Genomic DNA, 22,077 nt, shown 5'->3' with positions numbered 1-22,077 from the left:
AAAGGAGCATAATATTGGGATTTGTACATTTGCATGCACATACGGAATACAGTCTGTTGGATGGATCCAATAAAATCAATGAATACGTTGCCCGTGTCAGGGAACTGGGCATGGACAGCGCTGCCATCACGGATCACGGAGTGATGTACGGTGTCATAGATTTTTACCGTGCAGCAAAAAAAGCCGGAATTAATCCAATTCTTGGCTGTGAGGTATATGTGGCGCCCGGTTCACGGTTTGATCGGGAAACAGGGTCGGGCGAAGACCGGTATTATCATCTGATTCTTCTGGCCGAGAACAACGAGGGATACAGCAATCTGATGAAAATTGTCTCAAAGGGATTTGTCGAGGGATATTATTACAAACCCCGTGTGGATATGGAACTTCTAAGAACCTATCACAAAGGTCTGATTGCGCTTTCTGCCTGCCTGGCCGGTGAAGTTTCTCGTTTTCTGGCACGCGGACTTTATGATGAGGCCAGGGATAGAGCCCTTCGTTATCGGGACATCTTCGGTGAAGGCAATTATTTTCTGGAGCTGCAGGATCACGGAATTCCGGAACAAAGACTGGTGAATCAGCAGATGATGCGCCTTTCCTCTGAGACGGGTATCGGCCTGGTGGCGACCAATGATATTCACTATACGTATGCCGAAGATGAGGCGGCACATGATATACTGCTTTGTATTCAGACCGGAAAGAAGGTACAAGATGAGGATCGCATGCGCTACGAAGGCGGGCAGTTTTACGTAAAATCTCCCGAGGAGATGGCAGAGCTGTTTTCTTATGCCCCACAGGCACTGGAAAACACCCAGAAAATAGCGGACCGCTGCCATGTTGAGATAGAATTTGGCGTGACAAAACTTCCAAAATTCGATGTGCCACACGGTTATACCTCCTGGGAATATCTGAACAAACTCTGCTGGGAGGGTTTAGAGCAACTGTATGAGGACCCTGGACAGAAACTGAAAGACCGACTGACTTATGAACTTGATACGATCCGGACAATGGGATATGTTGATTATTTTTTAATCGTGTGGGACTTTATCAAGTTTGCAAGGGACAATGATATCATGGTTGGACCCGGAAGAGGATCCGCTGCCGGAAGTATTGTATCCTATACACTCGGCATCACACAGCTGGATCCCATGAAATACGATCTGCTGTTTGAACGCTTTCTGAATCCGGAACGTGTGTCTATGCCCGATATTGATGTTGACTTCTGTTTCGAACGGAGGCAGGAAGTCATAGACTATGTTGTCCGAAAGTATGGAAAGGACCGTGTGGTTCAGATTGTGACATTTGGAACAATGGCGGCGCGTGGGGTAATCCGCGATGTGGGGCGTGTACTGGATCTGCCCTATGCGTCTGTGGACACCATCGCAAAGATGATTCCCAATGAGCTTGGCATTACGATTGACAAGGCATTGAAAATGAATCATGAACTGAAAGATGTCTATGACACTGATGAACAGATTACTTATCTGATTGATATGTCCAGACGCTTGGAAGGGCTTCCGAGACACACATCCATGCATGCAGCAGGTGTGGTTATCTCCCAGAAATCAGTCGATGACTATGTTCCCCTCTCCCGGGCAGCTGACGGTACAATTACGACACAGTTTACGATGACGACGTTGGAGGAACTTGGACTTTTAAAGATGGATTTCCTGGGCCTTCGGACACTGACTGTTATACAAAATGCCAAAAAACTGGTGGATAAAGATAATGATATCACTTTGGATCTTGTGAATATTGATTATAATGATCCAAAAGTTCTCGACATGATCGGTTCCGGAAAATGCGAGGGCGTCTTTCAGTTGGAGAGTCCGGGGATGAAAAATTTTATGAAGGAGCTGAAACCGCAGAGTCTGGAAGATATCATAGCCGGAATCTCCCTTTACCGTCCGGGCCCTATGGACTTCATCCCGCAGTATATCCGTGGAAAAGAGCATCCGGAAACAATTACATATCTTTGTCCGCAGCTTGAGCCGATTCTGGAATCCACGTATGGCTGTATTGTCTATCAGGAACAGGTGATGCAGATTGTCCGTAATCTGGCCGGATATACTCTCGGCCGAAGCGATCTGGTACGAAGAGCTATGTCGAAGAAGAAGGCCGCAGTTATGGAAGAGGAGCGGCAAAACTTCGTCTATGGAAATGAAAAAGAAGGCGTCAGGGGCTGTATCGCCAATGGAATTGATGAAAAAGTTGCAAATCAGATCTATGATGAAATGATTGACTTTGCAAAATATGCATTTAACAAGTCTCATGCGGCAGCCTATGCGGTAGTCTCATATCAGACAGCATTTTTGAAATATTATTATCCGGTGGAATTCATGGCGGCAATCATGACCTCCTGTATTGATAATCCACCGAAAGTATCGGCTTATATTCTAAACTGCAGAGCGATGAAGATTGACCTTCTTCCGCCAGACATCAATAAGAGCGAGGGGAGGTTCACGGTGGAGAATAAAGCTATCCGATACGGACTTTCAGCGGTAAAAGGAATTGGGAAACCGGTGATGGATGCAGTCGTGGAGGAGAGGAGCCGAAACGGCGAATATCAAAGTATGAAGGACTTTATTGAGCGCCTGAGCGGAAAAGAAGTCAATAAGAGAACGCTTGAGAGTCTGATTAAATCTGGTGCATTCGACAATCTGGGAGGAACCAGAAAGCAGTTTATGATGGTCTATACTCAGTTGGTGGATGAGGTAAATCAGGATAAAAAGAATTCTATGGCAGGACAGATGAGCTTGTTTGATTTAGTTTCGCCGGAGGAAAAGACAGCCTACGAAACTCATATGCCAGATGTGGGCGAGTATAGTAAAGAGGAAAAACTGGCATTTGAAAAGGAAGTCCTCGGGGTATATATCAGTGGCCATCCGCTTGAAGAATATGAGGAACGCTGGAGAAAAAACATCACGGCAGTCACAACCGATTTTCTTCCGGATGAGGAAACACAGGAAACGAAGGTTCACGATGGTGAGAAAGTAATGATCGGCGGCATGATTACGGATAAAACTGTGAAATATACAAAAAATAATAAGACCATGGCTTTTCTTTCGATTGAAGATTTGCTTGGGACTGTTGAGGTTATCGTATTTCCCAGAGACTATGAAAAAAATGTATCTTTGATGAATGAAGATGCGAAGCTCTTTATCCGGGGAAGGGTCTCTGAAGAGGAAGATAAGCCCAGCAAGCTGATCTGTGAACGGATGTATTCCTTTGATGATATCCCACAGGAACTATGGGTTCAGTTTTCTACAAGAGAAGAATACGAAAGCAAAGTAGGAGATCTCTATAATTTATTGAAAGAATCCGATGGATCTGATCATGTGGTACTATATATCCGCGGCGACAAAACGTTGAAAAGACTGCCGCCGGGCCGGAATGTAAAAATCGATGAACAACTGTTAGCAAAACTTTTGGGCGAATTCGGGAAAGATAATGTGAGAGTTGTGGAAAAGAGTATTGAAAAACACACCTAAAATTGATATGATACTAGGGTCAAAAGCTCATGCGTTTCATGCTCGAATGAAAAAGCATGACCTTTTGACCCGACAAACATGAGAAAGCAACCCGATTAGGATATCACAGAGAAATTAGTGCTCTTTTTCATGCCTGCATGGAAAAGGCATAACTTTAAAGGCAAGGTGGAGGGAAAAAATGACTTCAGAGAATAAAGTGCATACGATTGGAGTGTTGACCAGCGGAGGCGATGCACCGGGGATGAATGCTGCGATTCGTGCAGCAGTACGGCGCGGCCTTCAAAAAGGAGTTACTGTAAAAGGTATATTAAAAGGCTTTGACGGCCTTATGAATGATGAAATTATAGACCTTTCGGCGAAGGACGTTTCAGATACGATAGAACGGGGCGGGACGATTCTGTATACTGCCAGATGTGCAGAGATGCGTACTCTGGAGGGACAGAAAAGGGCTGCAGAAGTCTGCAAAAAGAACGGCATCGACGGGCTGGTTGTCATAGGAGGAGATGGCTCCTTTGCGGGGGCTCAGAAACTGGCAGAACAGGGGATCAATGCAATCGGTATTCCGGGCACCATTGATCTGGATATTGCCTGCACAGAATATACCATAGGTTTTGACACAGCTGTCAACACTGCGATGGAAGCCATCGATAAAGTGCGTGACACCTCAACTTCCCATGAGAGGTGCAGCATCATAGAGGTGATGGGAAGAAATGCCGGATACATCGCTCTCTGGTGCGGGATTGCAAACGGTGCGGAAGATATTCTGCTTCCTGAAAAGTATGACTATGACGAGCAAAAGATCATTGAGAATATTATTGAAAACCGGAGAAAAGGGAAGAAACATCATATTATTGTGAATGCAGAAGGCATCGGACACTCCACGAGTATGGCAAGAAGAATTGAAGCTGCCACAGGAATAGAAACCCGAGCGACGATCCTTGGCCATATGCAAAGAGGCGGCAGCCCCACATGCAAGGACAGAGTTTATGCTTCTATCATGGGAGCCTATGCGGTGGATCTTCTCATCTCGGGTAAGACAAACCGAGTGGTAGGGTATAAGAATGGAGAGTATGTGGATTTTGACATCAATGAAGCACTTGCCATGACCAAAACAATCCCTGAATATCAATATGAAATTGCGCGCGCACTTTCATATAATTACAGCAAATAATAGATATAAAAGGAGCTGCCGCTGATAAATGTGGCAGCTTTTGCTTTTCAGCGAGGTGAAATATGATATCAAGTAGTTCGAATTCACAGGTAAAACATATCATAAAACTGAATCATAAGACAAAAGAGAGAAGACGAGAGAAAGTATTTGTCACTGAGGGGTATAAGATGTTTAACGAAGCCCCAAAAGACTGGATTTTAGACGTTTATGTAACACAGAAATTTGAACAGCAGCACAGGGAAGAGTTGCTGGAACATCATTATGAAGTGGTCTCAGACCCTATATTTAGCCTGATGTCAGACACATTGACTCCACAGGGAGTACTATGCGTGATCAGGATGCCGTTCTATTCACTCGATGATATATTGGGGAAAGAGAGTCCATTGTGTATGATTCTGGAAGATCTCCAAGATCCCGGAAATCTTGGAACAATTATGAGAACTTCCGAGGGGGCGGGTGTGACAGGGATTATATTGAGCAAAAATACGGTAGATCTTTTCAACCCAAAGACAATTCGGGCTACAATGGGATCTATTTACAGAATTCCATATCTATATGTAGAAGATTTATGCTCAATTTTGACGGAATTAAGAGACAGAAAAATCACCACATTTGCCGCACATCTTGATGGAAAACATACCTATGACAGGGAGGACTATACAGGAGGGACTGCATTTTTCATCGGGAATGAAGGTAATGGACTAAGTCAGAAGTTATCGAAAGAAGCCGGCAGACTGATCAGAATTCCCATGGAGGGAAACGTAGAGTCGCTGAATGCTGCCGTTGCATCTTCGATACTCATGTATGAAGCATATCGCCAGAGAAGAAAAAGTTATTTAACAAAATCTTAAAATGGACGGTCTCGACTTTCCATGTCCGGTAGTGTACAATAGAAAGAGAACATATCGGTTGGAGGAAAACAATATGGAATCTGATAAGCAGAAAGATAATTCTGAGAATAATAAAAAAAAGGAAACAAAGATAAGTGGGATTCTAATTCTTAAAACAATAGTTCTTGTCATTCTTTTGTGTACCCTTGGTGTTGCTCTCTATGCGATGTATGGAGGATTTGATAAAAAGAACAAGACAGAGAATGGAAATTCCGGGGTGAGGGAAAGCAGCAGTTCATCGAATGATGACAGTACCCCAGCGTCTGCGTCAGTCGACCTCAAGTCTGAAAAGATGGCTGAGGCGGAGAAACTGGCCGTACAATATGATTATGAAGGTGCAATCAGAAAAATGGATGAAATTCCAGGTGCCGACACAGATTCTGACATTATAACGAAAAAAGCGGAATATGAATCGGCAAAGAATAGTCTGGTGCCGACGGACCCATCGAACATCACACATGTATTTTACCATTCATTGGTGGTAGATCCTCAAAAAGCGTTTTTTCAGAATAACAATGAAACGGCAGGTTTTTGCCAGTGGATGACAACTCTGGATGAGTTCAATAAGATTACACAGCAGATGTATGACAGAGGGTATGTGTTGGTCGACATTCACGAACTTGTGGAGGAGTCAAAAGACGAGAATGGTGTAACGCATGTAAAGAAAAAACCTGTGATGCTCCCTCAGGGCAAGACACCTTTTGTTCTTTCATTAGATGATGTAAGCTATTATCACAGTTATGATGGACGGGGGACTGCCAGCAAATTGGTTCTGGATGACAATGAGAACCCGACGAATGAATATATTCAGGACGATGGAAAGACAGTCACAGGAGCGTATGACTGTATTCCACTGATTGATGCATTCGTAGAGCAGCATCCGGATTTTTCTTACAAAGGCTCTAAAGGAACAATTGCACTTACCGGATATGATGGAATCCTGGGATATCGGACAGACATTGCCTATAAGACGAAAGACAACCTGAGCAAAGATCAAAGTGACTGGCTTGCAGCACATCCTGACTTTAACTGGGATAAAGAATGCAAAGATGCGAAAAAAGTGGCAGAAGCCATCAAAGCTAAAGGATGGACTTTTGCAAGCCATACGTGGGGGCATATCCGGATCGGTGATGCCACGATGGATCACCTGATGACGGATACACAAAAGTGGAAACAGTATGTAGAGCCACTGATCGGTGAGACAGATACGATCATCTTCGCCCACGGTCAGGATCTGGCTAACTGGAATGAAGACTATGCTTCCACTGATAAGTTTAAGTATCTGAAAGAGCAGGGGTTCTCAATATTTTGCAATGTAGATGGATCTAAGTACTTTGTACAGCAAGGGGATCTGTTCTTTAGAATGGGAAGAAGGAACCTGGATGGGTATCGTCTGTATCAGTGCGTGTACGCCGGTTCCGACAAGCTGAATGATCTGTTCGATCCTGCAAGTGTTTGGGATCAGAGAAGACCTACAGATCCGGCACTGTATACAATATCATAATTTTTTATTCATGACAGTCGGTCGAAAAGGCCGGCTGTTTTTTGAGCTTCTTTTTCCCCATAATACTTTTTATATCATCATAGCCTTCAAAAAAAGACACAAAAACGACCATATTCAATAAACAGATAACCATTTTTATGCAATCTTTTGTCAAAATGTTCTAGTTGACAAGAAATTGTAATAGTGTTAGAATCTGTTCGTAACAAGTTGTAACAGAAATGTAATAATTATCTTTTTGGAGGTAAGTATGAGAGTTACAAAAAAAAGTGTCATGGCTGCATTAGGGAGCGCAGCAGCACTCACAACAATCATGGCTGCACCGGTATTTGCTGATCCTGTATCAGCTGAAATTACGAACGAGGAGAGTACTTTAAATACAGCAGTCTGGACCGATAAGGCGGCTGCAAATGTGCAATCATATGCAAATATCCGCTTGGAGGCAAATACAGATTCCGAAAGTGTAGGGGTACTCCTGCCGGGTCATATGGCAGAAGTCATCTCGAATGACGGAAACTGGAGCAGGATAAAATCAGGTAATGTGGAAGGTTATATAAGAGATGACCTGCTTGTTTTCGGGGAGGAAGCAAAAGCACATTACACGAACGTCTGTGGTATCTTGGGAACTGTTGGGGCTGATGCTCTGAGGATAAGAGCTCAGGCGAACACGGATTCCCAGATCCTGGCGGTAACAGAAAATGGGAGCAAACTGAAAGTTCTGGGTGATCAGGACGGTTGGTATCATATTGATTATAACGGCGAAGATGCATTCGTTAAAGCAGAATATCTGAAGCTGGATGACTTGAGTTCCGTCGCTATGACTACGCAGGAATATCAGGAAAAGCTGCAGGCTGAAGCAGAAAAAAGAGCTGAGGCAGAAAAAGCAGCGGCGGAGGCAAAAGCTCAGGCCGAGGCACAGCAGGCAGCAAAAGCAAAGGAAACAAAGACTAATGCACCAGCTCAGAATCAGCAGACAGCAGCACCAAAAGAAGAGCAGCCTAAGAATTCAAAACCGGCGGCAAATGTTGGAGGCCAAGACGTCGATTTGCTTGCTGCATTGATTCAGTGTGAGGCCGGCGGAGAGAGCAGAACTGGGAAAGTAGCAGTCGGAGCAGTAGTTGTAAACCGTGTGAAAAGCGGATCTTTCCCAAACAGCATTAATGGTGTTGTTTACCAGGGAGGACAGTTCTCACCGGTGACGAACGGAAGTCTTGCAAGAACTCTGGCAAACGGTGCAAGAAGTGACTGCTACGAGGCTGCAAGAGCAGCTTTGAATGGAGAAAATCCAATTGGCGGCTGTCTCTATTTTAACAGTGGTTCCGGTAAAGGAACTCAGATTGGGAATCAGCATTTTTATTAAAAGATTAGCCGGATAAACATAATTCATTGAAAAGAATCGTACATGAGTGATTGATTTATATTTTATATCAGGAAAAGACCTGACAGAGAGCATGCTTTCACAGGTCTTTTCCTGTTTTTTATTGTATTTTAGTATTAAATATAGTATGATAATAGAAATTAACCGGGAAAGGAGAATGTATGGAATTATTAACGAATCCGATGGTCTGGCTGATTGCACTGATTGTTTTCCTTGCGATTGAGGCTATGACGTTAGGGCTTGCAACGATCTGGTTTGCGGGTGGAGCACTGGTCGCTTTTATTGCAGCATTGCTGGGCGCAGATTTGTACATACAGATTATCCTGTTTCTAGCAGTATCTATTTTACTCTTGGTTTTTACCAGGCCAATAGCAGTTCGATATCTGAATACTAAGAAAACACCGACGAATGTGGATCGTTTGATTGGGATGCAGGCCATTGTTACCTCTAAGATCAACAATCTAAAGGGAAAGGGAGAGGTAGAAATAGGAGGAAATCGATGGAGTGCCCGATCAGAAACAGAAGATGAGATTATTGACAGTGGAAAAACAGTAGAAGTGGTGAGTATTCAAGGTGTGAAATTGATTGTCAGAGAATCAGAAGAAGAGAGAGGAGATTAAGAATGATTGTATTGATTGTGTTTATTGCAATTATATTGGTGATACTGGCATCGTGTGTCAAGATCGTACCCCAGGCGAATGCCTATGTAATGGAGACCCTGGGGAGCTATAAAGAGACTTGGGGAAATGGCATTCACTTTAAGATACCTTTCGTAGAGAGGGTAGCAAGCAAAGTAAACTTAAAAGAACAGGTTGTGGATTTTCCGCCTCAGCCGGTGATTACAAAAGATAATGTCACCATGAGGATCGACACGATCATCTTTTTCCAGATAACAGACCCGAAACTGTACGCATACGGTGTCGAGAATCCGATTCTTGCAATTGAAAACCTTACGGCAACGACTTTGCGTAATATTATCGGTGATCTTGAACTGGATGAGACTTTGACATCTCGTGAGGTCATCAACACGAAGATGGGAGCGGCACTTGATATTGCTACAGACCCATGGGGGATTAAGATCAACCGTGTGGAACTTAAAAATATTATGCCTCCAGCGGCAATTCAGGAAGCTATGGAGAAACAGATGAAAGCTGAACGAGAGAGAAGAGAGGCGATTCTGCGTGCAGAAGGGCAGAAGAAATCATCTATTTTGGTAGCCGAAGGTAAAAAAGCATCGGCGATTCTCGATGCAGAAGCCGACAAACAGGCTGCAATCTTAAAAGCAGAGGCAGAACGTCAAAAGAGAATTAATGAAGCGCAAGGCCAGGCAGAGGCAATCCGTCAAGTTCAGCAGGCGAATGCAGATGGTATTCGTATGCTGAAAGAGGCGGGTGCGGATGAATCCGTGCTTACACTGAAGAGCCTGGATGCACTTGGACGTATCGCAGACGGCAAGGCGACTAAGATTGTGGTTCCGTCGGATCTTCAGGGGCTGGCCAGTCTTGCAACTACATTAAAGGAAATAGTAACAGATAAAGAGAACTAAGAGGGTGGAATTTCGATGAATCTTAAGGGACGTAATTTTTTAACGCTGAAGGACTTTACACAGGGAGAAATCACAGGGTTATTGAAACTTGCAGCACAGCTTAAGAATAAAAAGAAGAGTGGGATACCGGTAGATACGCTTAGAGGCAAGAACGTTGCACTGATATTTGAAAAGACCAGCACAAGAACGAGATGTGCCTTCGAGGTAGCTGCCCATGATCTCGGCATGGGAACGACATATCTGGATCCAACGGGGTCTCAGATTGGAAAAAAAGAGAGCATCAAGGATACAGCACGCGTACTTGGACGGATGTATGAAGGTATTGAGTATCGTGGATTCGGACAGAAGATTGTGGAAGAACTGGCAGAGTATGCGGGAGTGCCTGTCTGGAACGGCCTTACGAATGAATATCACCCGACCCAGATACTGGCGGATCTTCTGACCATCAAGGAACAGTTTAATCATCTGGCGGGAATCCGTCTGGTCTACATGGGTGATGCTCGTTATAACATGGGGAATTCTCTGATGATCGCCTGCTCGAAGATGGGCATGAATTTTGTCGCATGTGCCCCAGAGAAGTATTTTCCGGATCCGGAACTTGTGAGCCAGTGCGAAGTGTGGGCTGAACAAAGCGGAGGGACTGTTACCTTGACTGAGAACGTGGCCGCGGCTGTAACTTCTGCGAACGTGATCTATACGGATGTGTGGGTTTCCATGGGAGAACCGGATGAAGTATGGGAAGAACGAATCAAAGATCTGACGCCCTATAAAGTCACAAGAAGTGTCATGGACATGGCAAAAAAGGATGCGATTTTTCTTCATTGTCTGCCTTCCTTCCATGATCTGGATACAAAAATTGGAAAAGAAATCTACGAGAAATACGGAATCAAAGACATGGAAGTAACCGATGATGTCTTCGAATCTGGCCAGTCAAAAGTATTTGATCAGGCAGAAAACCGCATGCACACGATCAAGGCTGTCATGGCGGCAACCCTGGGGGCATAGTCGATGGATATCAAAATCTGTTACCGGAAAGAAGTAGATTCTACGAATGACTGGGCAAGACAGATGGCAGAAGAGGGTGCCTGTTCGGGCACCCTCGCTCTGGCTGATGCACAGACGAACGGCAGAGGAAGACGAGGACACGACTGGGAGTCTCCTATGGGAGATAACATCTATATGTCCTTGATATTACGCCCGGAAATTCCAGGGTTTAAAGCATCACAGTTGACTCTTGTGATGGGCTTGTCGGTATCACAGGGAATTTCCTCTGTCTTGGGGCTCCCGGTGATGATGAAATGGCCGAATGATCTTATACTCTCAGGGAAGAAAATATGTGGGATTCTCACAGAGATGAGTGCCAGCCGTACGAAAATCAATTACGTGATCATCGGAATCGGAATCAATGTCAATAATTGTGTTTTCTCAGCGGAATTGGCAGACACAGCCACATCTTTGAAACTTGCATCCGGACATGCGGTTGACAAACGTGAGATTATGAATGCAGTTTTTGATGCATTTGAAAAAAATTATAATATCTTCTTAAAGACGGAAGATTTAAGTGGGATTCAGGAGGAATACAACAAGGTTTTGGTTAATCGGGATCGTGAAGTCAGGGTATTGGATCCCGTGAATCCATATGAGGGAATTGCAAGAGGAATCAACAAGATCGGAGAACTTCTGGTGGAAAAACCAGATAAAACAGTGGAGAAAGTCTATGCGGGAGAGGTATCTATCCGGGGAGTTTCTTCTTATATATAATAAGTAATAACTAGACAAGAGGAGATTTATGAATGCATTCTGACAAGGTGGTTTTATGTGCATCGAGTGCATATGAACAGAAATATTATTTTAATTCAGATTTTAATTCGCTTCCTGAGACTGTTCAGGATGAGCTGCATGCGATATGTGTATTGTATACAGTTGATATCGGCGGAATCTTTCAGCTTCTTTTTGATGAAGACGGAAAACTAGAGATGAAGACCGAAGCTCTATCGGCAGATGCAATGTATGACGACATCGGGGCTGCACTGCGAATCAAAAAACTCCGGGAAGAGAAAAAAGAATTATTCGAAAGTCTGGAATTGTTCTACAAAGTATTTTATCTCGGAGAGGACATTGAAGATGACTGAAAAAAAACCCGGAACAGCTACTTCAAAAACACTTAGTATAGGAAATGTTAAGCTGGATTCACCGCTGATCCTCGCACCGATGGCAGGGGTGTCAGATTTGCCCTTCCGTGTGTTATGTAAGGAACAGGGAGCTGGTCTTGTCTGTACAGAGATGGTCAGTGCAAAGGCAATTCTATATAAAAATAAGAATACTGAAAGTCTGATGGAGATTGATTCTTCTGAGCATCCGGTTTCTCTTCAGCTGTTCGGGTCAGATCCGGATGTTATCAGCGAGATAGCGGCAAGGATCGAGGATCAGCCGTTCGATATTTTGGATATCAATATGGGGTGCCCTGTCCCAAAAGTAGTGAATAACCATGAAGGATCTGCGCTTATGAAGGATCCAAAGCTTGTGCGTGAGATCATTAGTAAAACGGCAAGAGCGATCAAAAAGCCGGTTACAGTGAAGTTTCGAAGAGGGTTTGATGAGGATCATATCAATGCAGTGGAAATTGCAAAGATTGCACAAGACAGTGGTGCGGCCGCTGTTGCAGTTCATGGCAGGACGAGAGAACAGTATTACACTGGAACAGCAGACTGGGAAATTATTCGTAAAGTGAAAGAAGCGGTATCCATCCCGGTAATCGGCAATGGGGATGTGGATTCTCCAAAAAAGGCTGTGCAGATGATGCAGCAGACAGGCTGCGACGGAGTGATGATTGCCCGTGCGGCACAGGGAGACCCATGGATCTTTTCGAGAATTCTGCATTATATGAAAACAGGGGAACTTCTTGAAGGCCCGTCGAAAGAAGAAGCGATCGGGATAATGCTTCGTCATGCAAGGATGCAGCTGGAACATAAAGGAGAATACTGGGGAATCAGAGAGATGAGAAAACATATCTCGTGGTATACTGCGGGATTTCCCCACTCTGCGAAACTCCGCCGTGAGATTAATGAAATAGAGACCTATCAGGAATTAGAAGACCTGCTTTCGAATCTGTGAAAGCAGGTCTTTTGTGAGATATTTATACGGCTTTACTGAGGGTGTTTTCTGCTTCTGACATCAGGGAAGCCATAAGCTTTGGAACGGTGGTGATTTCATGAATCCGGCCGGCATTGCTTCCGCAGAAGAATAGACCATTATTCAGGTCTCCACGTACAGCATCAATCAGAGCCTTGGTGATGCAGTAAGGGGCGTCCTTGACATGACATGTCTTAATACAGTTATAACACCGTGTAATTGGCTCTTTGGTTTTTTGCATCCGATTGATGAAGGCGTTACGGATCGCACGTCCCGGCATGCCAACCGGACTGTCTATAATCGCAATGTCAGATTCTGTAGCATTTATATAGGACATCTTATATAACTGGGAGGCATCGCACTCCTCAGTTGCAACGAAACGGCTGGCGAGCTGAACGCCGTCGGCACCAAGGTTAAGAAAATGTGCAATATCATTTCCATCGAAGATTCCTCCGGCAGCGATGACCGGAATTCTTTTTTTTGTACTTTCCTCAAGCTGTCTTACAAGCGCAACAATTTCCATGGTGGTATGTTCCAGAGAACATTCGGGGGAATCAAGTTCTTCCTTTTTGTATCCCAGATGTCCGCCGGCCTTCGGACCTTCGATGACAATCATATCCGGCACATAGTTATATTTTTTAATCCATCTTTTCGAAAGAAGTTTAAAAGCTCTGGCAGAGGATACGATGGGAGCGATCTTAGTATCGGTTCCGATGACATACTGCGGAAGATCTATGGGAAGACCAGCACCGGAGATGATCAGATCAGCCTTTTGTCTCACACATTCCTTTACAATTTCATTGTAATCGGATAAGGCAACCATGATGTTAAATCCAAGAATTCCATCCGGAGCGATCTTGCGCGCGCGAGAAAGTTCTTGTCCTATGGCCCTTAGATTAGCTTTCCTGGGTTCACTGAGAAAGTCAGATTCCTGATATCCAATGTCTGCGGTAGAGATAATGCCAATGCCTCCTTCTTTCGCCACTGCTCCAGCGAGGGAGTGCATGGAGACTCCAACACCCATGCCGCCTTGTATAATTGGAAGACGGCTGGTTTTATTACCAATTTTGATTCCATTCATTTCATTTTACCTCTTAAATCGTGATGACGTATCAACACGTAGTTATCAATACTACATAGAGGCTATCATAACACAGAATACTTTGAATGTCAATTGATTTGAATATAAAAGTAAATAAAAAAAATTGTATTTCGACCGCAAGAAACTGCTTGACATTTCCCTTCAATTCATCTATAATACGGTAATTGAACTCTGGGTGTATATACCCAGATGATACACCCGAAGTTATGCTTTTTCATGCGAGCATGAAGAAGCATAATCTTTTGACCTTTGTATCATCAGATGATTTAACTTCTTGTGGGAAAGGGAGCATTAAGTAAATGGAAAAAAAGAATATACTAACCCGAATGGGCTTAAAAAAACTTGAAGATGAACTTCATGATTTGAAAGTTAATAAACGAAAAGAAATTGCCGGAAAGATAAAAGAAGCCAGAGAACAAGGTGATTTATCTGAGAATGCCGAATACGATGCTGCAAAAGATGAGCAGCGTGATATAGAAGCTCGGATTGAAGAGATAGAGAAAATATTAAAAAATGCAGAAGTTGTGATGGATGACGAGATCAGTTCCGATAAGATCAATGTTGGCTGTACAGTGGGGGTCAAAGATCTGGAATATGATGAGGATATGTTATTCAATATCGTGGGATCGACGGAAGCAAATAGTCTGCAGAACAAGATTTCGAATGAGTCTCCGGTAGGGAAAGCTCTTATGGGTGCTAAGGTTGGAGATGTCGTAGATGTCGAGTCGCCGGTCGGAATAATGAAGTATAAAGTACTTTCAATTGAGAAAACTGCTTAAGTAACAAGCAAACGCTGATATAGATAAAGGAGTGAAAACATTGGCAAAAGGTCAGAACCAGCCGCAGGAACAAGATATCAACCAGTTATTAAAGGTCCGTCGTGAAAAGTTACAACAACTACGAGATGACGGGAAAGATCCATATAAAATCACAAGTTTTGATGCGAGTCACCACAGCCAGGAGATCAAAGATCAGTATGAGGAGCTGGAGGGTAAAGAGGTTTTAATTGCCGGACGTATTATGTCTAAAAGAGTGATGGGAAAAGCCTCTTTTTGTAATGTCCAGGATCTCAAAGGTTCTATTCAGTGCTATGTGGCAAGAGATATTATCGGAGTCGATTCTTATAAAGATTTTAAGAAGATGGATATCGGGGATATTGTTGGTGCAGCCGGAACTGTATTCAAAACTAAAACAGGTGAAATTTCGATTCACCTGACAAGTATAACATTGCTGACGAAGAGTCTCCAGGTTCTGCCGGAGAAGTTCCACGGTCTGACGAATACGGATCTTCGCTATCGTCAGAGATATGTGGATCTGATTATGAATCCGGAAGTGAAGGAAACCTTTATCAAGCGTTCGAAGATCATAAGTTCAATCCGCCATTATCTGGATGGGCAGGGTTTTATGGAAGTAGAGACACCGATGCTCGTAGCAAATGCCGGCGGAGCGGCTGCAAGGCCGTTTGAGACCCATTACAATGCTTTGGATGAGGATGTCAAGCTTCGAATTTCGATCGAATTATATCTGAAGAGACTGATCGTCGGCGGTATGGAACGCGTCTATGAGATTGGCCGCGTATTTCGCAATGAAGGCCTGGATACGAGACACAATCCGGAATTTACGATGATGGAACTCTATCAGGCATTTACCGATTATCATGGCATGATGGATCTGACAGAAAATCTCTATCGCCATATTGCACAGGAAGTACTTGGGACAACAACCATCACTTACAGGGGCATTGAGATGGATCTCGGAAAGCCATTCGAGAGAATCACGATGGTAGATGCTGTTAAGAAATATTCCGGTGTAGATTTTGAACAGATTCATACACTGGAAGAAGCAAGAAATGCAGCTAAAGAGCATGAAGTTGTGTTCGAGGAGCGTCATAAGAAAGGTGATATCTTAAATCTGTTCTTCGAGACATATGTGGAAGAACATCTGATTCAGCCAACATTTGTCATGGATCACCCGATTGAGATTTCTCCTCTCACCAAGAAGAAACCGGATAACCCGGAATATGTAGAACGATTTGAGTTCTTCATGAACGGCTGGGAGATGGCCAACGCATATTCAGAGTTAAATGATCCTATCGATCAGAGAGAGCGTTTTAAAGCACAGGAAGAACTTCTCGCTCAGGGTGACGAAGAGGCCAATACAACCGATGAGGACTTCATGAATGCTCTTGAGATTGGAATGCCGCCGACAGGGGGAATCGGTTTCGGAATTGACAGAATGGTCATGCTTCTTACCGATTCTGCAGCAATCAGAGATGTGCTGCTCTTCCCAACAATGAAGTCCTTAGATGGTGTAAATAAGAAAAATGATGTAAATAATACAGCTTCTGAAGCACCTGAAAAAAATGTAAAAACTGAGTCTGAAAAGATTGATTTTTCTAAGGTAAAGGTAGAGCCTTTATTTGAGGAATTTGTTGATTTTGATACATTCAGCAAGTCAGATTTCCGTGCAGTAAAGGTTAAGGCTTGCGAGGCTGTTAAGAAGTCGAAGAAGCTTTTACAGTTCACTCTTGATGACGGAACAGGCACAGACAGAACCATTTTAAGCGGTATTCATAGCTTTTATGAGCCGGAAGAACTGGTTGGAAAGACTCTTATTGCTATCACAAATCTTCCGCCGAGAGCTATGATGGGCATTGACTCTTGCGGTATGCTCCTCAGTGCTATTCATGAAGAAGAAGGCGAAGAAAAGCTTCATCTTCTGATGGTTGATGACCACATTCCGGCAGGTGCAAAGCTTTATTAAGATGATGTAAAGATGTACCGTTTTACCGAATAGACGGGACGTACTTCATTTGATAAAAAACTAAAAAAACAGCGATTTACATCAAACTTACATCATTTGATGCAGAAATCGGTGCAAGCAAGAAAAAATCGCATAATTAGTGCAATGAGTGGGCAATTCCAATCGGAGTTGCCCATTTTTAAAACAAACAGAAATACAAATCGGAATTTGAGGTGGAAATATGGCATCAAGCAAGGAATACTTAGAGTTTATTTTAGGGCAGCTATCTGAGTTAGAAGAAATTACTTATCGAGCTATGATGGGAGAATTTATTATTTATTATCGTGGCAAGATTGTAGGCGGTATCTATGATGATAGATTACTTGTTAAACCAGTAAAATCAGCAATTAGTTATATGCCGACAGCTCCGTATGAATTACCCTATGAGGGAGCAAAAGAGATGTTGTTGGTAGATGAAGTTGATAATAAGGAATTTTTGACAGGCTTGTTTCATGCAATGTATGATGAACTGCCAGCCCCAAAACCGAAAAAGAAGAAATAAACAACTCCCAGTTTGGAGAATTAGAATTGAGAAACTCGGTGTTTGTCTTGATGAAAAATAGATAGTTTATAGTGGAACATCTGTCAGAAGCGGCAGGTGTTTTCTTTTGGCTCTTGTTGTTCCTGAAATCATGAGCATACACTTCTAATAAAGGGTGATGGGAATTTTGTAAACCATAAAAATAAACATTGACAATCATCTATGCATAATGCATAATAGAAACATAGACAATTATCTATGTAAAGGAGGACAATATGAATACAATAGATGTAGCACTTATTTGTAAAGCATTGGGAGATAGTAATAGATTGCAGATTATCCAAATGCTCTCCGACGGAGAAAAATGTGGTTGTAAACTATTGGAGGCTTTTGAGATTACACAGCCTACACTTTCTCATCATATGAAAATCTTAAATGAATGTGGGCTGGTGAATGATTGGAAAGAAGGTAGATGGCATCATTATTCATTGAATTGTGAGACCTTGAATGCCTTTAAAACTTTTATTGAAGGATTATCCTGCTGTAAAGAGGAAAGAGGGTGCTGTCAATAATGATTTGGGAGTTTATTCAAAATCAGATTTTGGGAATGAAATGGATGAGTACATTAATTGGAAATCTTCTTGAGAAAATTGGCTTGGATACTTCAAGTAGAATGGGTGGAAGTGTACAGTTTTTCCTATATGATGTTTTGAAGATAACGATATTGCTTTGTATCCTGATTTTTATGATTTCCTATATTCAAAGCTACTTTCCACCAGAACGAAGTAAGAAGATTATGGGGCGTTTTCATGGAATCTGGGCAAACTGTATTGCAGCATTACTTGGTACGGTGACACCATTCTGTTCTTGCTCGTCCATTCCACTGTTTATTGGATTTACCAGTGCAGGACTTCCATTAGGTGTGACATTTTCCTTTCTGATTTCTTCTCCAATGGTAGATTTAGGAAGTCTGGTTTTGCTGATGAGTATCTTTGGATCAAAAGTTGCTATCATATATGTGATTGTAGGGCTTGTTATTGCGGTAATAGGTGGAACAATTATTGAAAAGCTTCATTTGGAGAATGAAGTGGAAGCGTTTATTCGAAAAGCGAATGCGGTCGATATTGATATGGATGAACCAACGCAAAAAGAAAGACTTTCTTTTGCAAAACAACAGGTTATAGACACCTTTAAGAAAGTATTTCCATATATTTTGATTGGTGTCGGAATAGGAGCTGTTATTCACAATTGGATTCCAGAGAGCTGGGTAGAAAAGATTCTTGGCAGTGATAATCCATTTGGTGTAATTCTGGCAACGTTGGTCGGCATTCCTATGTATGCAGATATTTTTGGTACGATACCAGTAGCAGAAGCATTACTTGCAAAAGGGGCACAGCTTGGAACAATCTTAAGTTTTATGATGGGTGTGACTACACTTTCGTTACCGTCAATGATTATGCTTAGAAAGGCAGTGAAACCGAAGTTACTAGGAATTTTTATTGTAATATGTGCAGTTGGAATAATTATTGTTGGATATTTCTTTAATGCAATTCAGTATCTACTGGTTTAGAAAAAAGAAAAAAGGAGATTGAAATTATGAGCTTATTTGGAAAGAAAAAGGACGAAAAGGAAATGGTTAAGGAACAATCAGGTTGTTGCTGTGGTGGAAATTGCAATGAAGAAAGCGTTGAGGCAGCAAAGGAAACTCTTTCATCAGGAGCAAATGTGAAAGTTCTTGGTGGCGGTTGTGATAAATGCAATGCATTGGAGAAGAATGTGAAGGAAGCGCTTAGTGAGCTTGGCATGACGGATGAGATTGACCATGTTACAGATTTTGGTCAGATTGCGGCAATGGGAGTTATGAGTACACCTGCTCTGGTTATTGATAATAAAGTAGTCTCAATGGGGAAAGTATTAAGTAAGGATGATGTGATAAAAGCATTAAAGAAAGTTAGGGGATAGGTATGAAGAAAGTAGCGTTCATTTGTGTCCATAATTCATGCAGAAGTCAGGTTGCAGAAGCATTGGGAAAGCATTTTGCATCCGACGTATTTGAAAGTTATTCTGCTGGAACGGAAACGAAGCCACAAATAAATCAGGATGCAGTTCGTATTATGAAAGAAATGTATGGCATTGATATGGAGAAAGAACAGTATTCAAAGCTGATTTCGGATATACCAGAGCCAGATATTGCTATTTCTATGGGATGTAATGTTGGATGCCCGTTCATTGGAAGACCATTTGATGATAACTGGGGATTGGATGATCCGACAGGAAAATCAGACGAAGATTTCATCAAAGTAATTAATCAGATAGAACTGAAAATAAAGAATATGATAGATAGGATGAAATAGACAGATTCCAGTTTGCCAACTTGCCCTTTGAGAGAGGAGAAATCCCTTTCTCAAAGGGCTTTTTCTATTTATACGGATATTCGCAAACTACAAGATAAAGCCAAAACTTCATATACTCTAAGCACAAGGAGGTTGAGGTTTGGCTATGAATAACAGTTTAGCTGAAGTACACCCGGAGCTTGTTTCGGAGTGGTCGGAAAAGAATTTAACGCTTACGCCTGATGACATTACTTTCGGTTCAAATAAAAAAGTATGGTGGAGAAGTGCTTGCGGTCATGAATGGCAGGCAAGCGTTAAGGCTCGTTCTAATGGAGAGAAATGCCCGATATGCTCTGGTGCAAGAGTAATTGCAGGAATTAACGATTTGGCAACATTAGAGCCGCTACTGGAAAAGCAGTGGTCGGAAAAGAATAAGATAAAACCGACAGAGGTTTCTATTGGTTCTCATAAGAAAGTGATATGGAGATGTAAAAAAGGTCACGAGTGGGAAGCTGTCGTTAAGAGCAGGACAATAAATAAAACGGGTTGCCCGTATTGCTCTCATAATAAAGTGTTGGCAGGATTTAATGACCTTGCAACGCTTCTGCCGGATATAGCTGCCGAGTGGTCGGACAGAAATTATCCGTTACTTCCAACTCAGGTTACGGTCTTTGCCAATCGTAAGGCTTGGTGGACGTGTAAGGATTGCGGCAGAGAGTGGAATACCCTTATTTCTACCCGTTCCAGTGGCAGTAAATGCCCGTATTGCAGTGGGTACATATTCTCGAAAGGGTTTAACGATTTGCAGACAACACACCCTGAAATTGCTTCGGAGTGGTCGGAGAAGAACTTACCATTGAAACCTGATGAGGTAAATGCAAAGTCGAGGAAAAATGTCTGGTGGAGATGCAGTAAATGCGGTAACGAGTGGAAATCAGTTATCAATGCCCGTGTGAAAGGTACGGTATGCCCTGTTTGTGCGGAGAGAGAAGTCCTTACCGGATATAATGATTTGGCGACAACAGATAGTCAGCTTCTTAGCGAATGGGATTATGAACAGAATAAATTGAAGCCGACAGAAATATCACGAACTTCAGCAAAGAGAGCGTGGTGGAAATGCAGGCACGGTCATTCGTGGAGTATGAAGATAAATGAAAGAACGATATTGAATAAAGGCTGTCGAATTTGTGAGCAGGAGTATTTATCCTTGTTTCCTGCTTTGGCTGTCAGCTATTATTCTAATAGGAAAGGCTTGAAAGCAGAACTTGGTTCTGACCGATTGCTTGGAGTTCCGCTTGAAACATACATACCTTCAGAGAAGTTGGCTATTGAGTCAGGAAGTGCCGATGAGAATTTAGAAATAATGAAAGCATATATGTGCAAGCAAAGAGGAATAAGGCTGATTAAGCTGCCGATGAAAGGCACAGAACTGGATTATGCCAATAATTTAAAGAAAGCTTTTCAGAGCGTACATATATTTATTTCTTCCGATACCGAGGAAGATGTGGAGATAATCAAAAATACATTTGAAAGATGGAGGGACAGCCAATGAGAGAGAAAACCTATCATCTATACTTAAATGAAGAAGAACGAAGCCGAGTGATACAATCGCTCATTGAACTGAAGAACAATTTAGCAGCCCAGGGACGATACACAGACGCAGTAGATGATGTCCTCTGCAAAGTGCTTGGAGCAAAGAAAAAGAAATTGAAAATTGAATACATTTAGAACGTGTTTTGCCGTCTGTTTCTTAACCGGAGCAGGCGGCTTTTTTTATTTCAAAAATTTTTTAAAAAATTTTTGGAAAAGCGGAGATTTTGGGTGTGCATTTCATACCCCTTTGTCCAAATGAGTGAAGGGGTTCATTCCGGATAGCAAAAACGGAAGCCTTTTCGCTTGAAAATTGAATAAGTCATTCACTAAGACTTTATTTCTGATGATAGCCACTTTAGCAGGTACGCCGTGATTTCTGTATTTCAGAATAGCGAGAACTCCGGTTATGAGTATCAGGTTGCTCCTAATATGGCGATGACAGTCAGAATGATAATGATACTTCTCTACGGAGCTGGCGGAGTACCCGGCAGAGGTTAGAATCCTATGATACAGATAAGCAGTCTGTTCCTTAGTGACTTCCCATAAGCATTTTGCTTGGCAAGGGGTGTTGAGAACAAATATTGCTATGACCGATTAGGAAATGAGTCGGTCAGGTACATAGCCATAATGCGGTGGCTATGAATTTTCAGAAAGGAGGGC

Annotated in this window: 22 protein-coding genes; 21 read left to right on the top strand and 1 reads right to left on the bottom strand. The window is 42.6% G+C overall.

The window, feature by feature from the left end; genetic code table 11:
- Positions 1 to 14: 14 nt before the first annotated feature.
- The 11 genes from INP51_RS15390 (at position 15) to dusB (ending at position 13,088) form a co-directional block, all read left to right on the top strand.
- Positions 15 to 3,488 carry a DNA polymerase III subunit alpha gene (locus tag INP51_RS15390; RefSeq protein WP_193735622.1) on the top strand — a complete coding sequence of 1,158 codons (3,474 nt, stop codon included), beginning with the start codon at positions 15 to 17 and terminating at the stop codon, positions 3,486 to 3,488.
- Positions 3,489 to 3,666: 178 nt separating this feature from the next.
- The gene (gene pfkA, locus INP51_RS15385; protein WP_193735621.1) at positions 3,667 to 4,659 is read left to right on the top strand and encodes a 6-phosphofructokinase; all 993 of its coding nucleotides are present in this window, start codon (positions 3,667 to 3,669) and stop codon (positions 4,657 to 4,659) included.
- A gap of 62 nt (positions 4,660 to 4,721) precedes the next feature.
- A complete protein-coding gene (locus INP51_RS15380) occupies positions 4,722 to 5,510 on the top strand; it encodes a TrmH family RNA methyltransferase (RefSeq protein WP_193735620.1) in 789 nt (262 codons plus the stop codon).
- Positions 5,511 to 5,583: 73 nt separating this feature from the next.
- The gene (locus tag INP51_RS15375; RefSeq protein WP_193735619.1) at positions 5,584 to 7,053 is read left to right on the top strand and encodes a polysaccharide deacetylase family protein; all 1,470 of its coding nucleotides are present in this window, start codon (positions 5,584 to 5,586) and stop codon (positions 7,051 to 7,053) included.
- A 247-nt stretch (positions 7,054 to 7,300) separates the two neighbouring features.
- Complete coding sequence (locus tag INP51_RS15370; protein WP_193735618.1) at positions 7,301 to 8,410, top strand: cell wall hydrolase; 1,110 nt, start codon at positions 7,301 to 7,303, stop codon at positions 8,408 to 8,410.
- Positions 8,411 to 8,589: 179 nt separating this feature from the next.
- Positions 8,590 to 9,048: an NfeD family protein gene (locus INP51_RS15365; RefSeq protein WP_193735617.1), complete on the top strand. Its 459-nt coding sequence runs from the start codon at positions 8,590 to 8,592 to the stop codon at positions 9,046 to 9,048.
- Positions 9,049 to 9,050: 2 nt separating this feature from the next.
- The gene (locus INP51_RS15360) at positions 9,051 to 9,974 is read left to right on the top strand and encodes an SPFH domain-containing protein (RefSeq protein WP_193735616.1); all 924 of its coding nucleotides are present in this window, start codon (positions 9,051 to 9,053) and stop codon (positions 9,972 to 9,974) included.
- A 15-nt stretch (positions 9,975 to 9,989) separates the two neighbouring features.
- Positions 9,990 to 10,979, top strand: coding sequence for an ornithine carbamoyltransferase (argF, locus tag INP51_RS15355; protein ID WP_193735615.1), 990 nt, complete (start codon positions 9,990 to 9,992; stop codon positions 10,977 to 10,979).
- Between the two features lie 3 nt (positions 10,980 to 10,982).
- Positions 10,983 to 11,735: a biotin--[acetyl-CoA-carboxylase] ligase gene (locus INP51_RS15350; protein ID WP_193735614.1), complete on the top strand. Its 753-nt coding sequence runs from the start codon at positions 10,983 to 10,985 to the stop codon at positions 11,733 to 11,735.
- A gap of 32 nt (positions 11,736 to 11,767) precedes the next feature.
- Positions 11,768 to 12,106, top strand: a complete 339-nt coding sequence (locus tag INP51_RS15345; protein ID WP_193735613.1) for a DUF6145 family protein — start codon at positions 11,768 to 11,770, stop codon at positions 12,104 to 12,106.
- Positions 12,099 to 13,088, top strand: a complete 990-nt coding sequence (dusB, locus tag INP51_RS15340; RefSeq protein WP_193735612.1) for a tRNA dihydrouridine synthase DusB — start codon at positions 12,099 to 12,101, stop codon at positions 13,086 to 13,088. The genes INP51_RS15345 and dusB overlap by 8 nt, the downstream gene beginning before the upstream one ends.
- A gap of 22 nt (positions 13,089 to 13,110) precedes the next feature.
- On the opposite strand, the gene INP51_RS15335 is transcribed toward dusB, so the two are convergent.
- Entirely contained in the window at positions 13,111 to 14,187 is a 1,077-nt protein-coding gene (locus INP51_RS15335; protein ID WP_193735611.1) for an NAD(P)H-dependent flavin oxidoreductase, read from the bottom strand.
- A 320-nt stretch (positions 14,188 to 14,507) separates the two neighbouring features.
- Between INP51_RS15335 and greA the strand changes: the two genes are divergently transcribed.
- The 10 genes from greA (at position 14,508) to INP51_RS16340 (ending at position 21,915) form a co-directional block, all read left to right on the top strand.
- The gene (gene greA, locus INP51_RS15330; protein WP_193735610.1) at positions 14,508 to 14,987 is read left to right on the top strand and encodes a transcription elongation factor GreA; all 480 of its coding nucleotides are present in this window, start codon (positions 14,508 to 14,510) and stop codon (positions 14,985 to 14,987) included.
- A gap of 31 nt (positions 14,988 to 15,018) precedes the next feature.
- Positions 15,019 to 16,971 (top strand): lysine--tRNA ligase, encoded by a 1,953-nt coding sequence (gene lysS, locus INP51_RS15325; RefSeq protein ID WP_408610504.1) that lies wholly within the window; start codon positions 15,019 to 15,021, stop codon positions 16,969 to 16,971.
- Positions 16,972 to 17,191: 220 nt separating this feature from the next.
- The gene (locus INP51_RS15320) at positions 17,192 to 17,512 is read left to right on the top strand and encodes a TfoX/Sxy family protein (RefSeq protein ID WP_072850661.1); all 321 of its coding nucleotides are present in this window, start codon (positions 17,192 to 17,194) and stop codon (positions 17,510 to 17,512) included.
- 254 nt (positions 17,513 to 17,766) lie between these two features.
- On the top strand, positions 17,767 to 18,063 hold the full coding sequence (locus INP51_RS15315) for an ArsR/SmtB family transcription factor (RefSeq protein ID WP_130179744.1): 297 nt from the start codon (positions 17,767 to 17,769) through the stop codon (positions 18,061 to 18,063).
- Complete coding sequence (locus INP51_RS15310; protein ID WP_193735608.1) at positions 18,063 to 19,061, top strand: permease; 999 nt, start codon at positions 18,063 to 18,065, stop codon at positions 19,059 to 19,061. The genes INP51_RS15315 and INP51_RS15310 overlap by 1 nt, the downstream gene beginning before the upstream one ends.
- 26 nt (positions 19,062 to 19,087) lie before the next feature.
- Positions 19,088 to 19,453, top strand: a complete 366-nt coding sequence (locus tag INP51_RS15305; protein WP_117568210.1) for a thioredoxin family protein — start codon at positions 19,088 to 19,090, stop codon at positions 19,451 to 19,453.
- A gap of 2 nt (positions 19,454 to 19,455) precedes the next feature.
- Positions 19,456 to 19,845, top strand: a complete 390-nt coding sequence (locus tag INP51_RS15300; RefSeq protein ID WP_202030722.1) for an arsenate reductase ArsC — start codon at positions 19,456 to 19,458, stop codon at positions 19,843 to 19,845.
- A 145-nt stretch (positions 19,846 to 19,990) separates the two neighbouring features.
- Positions 19,991 to 21,376 carry a zinc-ribbon domain-containing protein gene (locus INP51_RS15295; RefSeq protein WP_132380992.1) on the top strand — a complete coding sequence of 462 codons (1,386 nt, stop codon included), beginning with the start codon at positions 19,991 to 19,993 and terminating at the stop codon, positions 21,374 to 21,376.
- Positions 21,373 to 21,552 carry a hypothetical protein gene (locus INP51_RS15290; protein ID WP_055182540.1) on the top strand — a complete coding sequence of 60 codons (180 nt, stop codon included), beginning with the start codon at positions 21,373 to 21,375 and terminating at the stop codon, positions 21,550 to 21,552. The genes INP51_RS15295 and INP51_RS15290 overlap by 4 nt, the downstream gene beginning before the upstream one ends.
- Before the next feature lie 234 nt (positions 21,553 to 21,786).
- Entirely contained in the window at positions 21,787 to 21,915 is a 129-nt protein-coding gene (locus tag INP51_RS16340) for a hypothetical protein (protein ID WP_268885801.1), read from the top strand.
- The last annotated feature ends 162 nt before the right edge of the window (positions 21,916 to 22,077 follow it).

It is taken from the genome of Blautia liquoris (assembly GCF_015159595.1).
In the GTDB taxonomy this organism is placed as follows: domain Bacteria; phylum Bacillota; class Clostridia; order Lachnospirales; family Lachnospiraceae; genus Novisyntrophococcus; species Novisyntrophococcus liquoris.
This window is presented reverse-complemented; position numbering and strand designations above follow the sequence as displayed.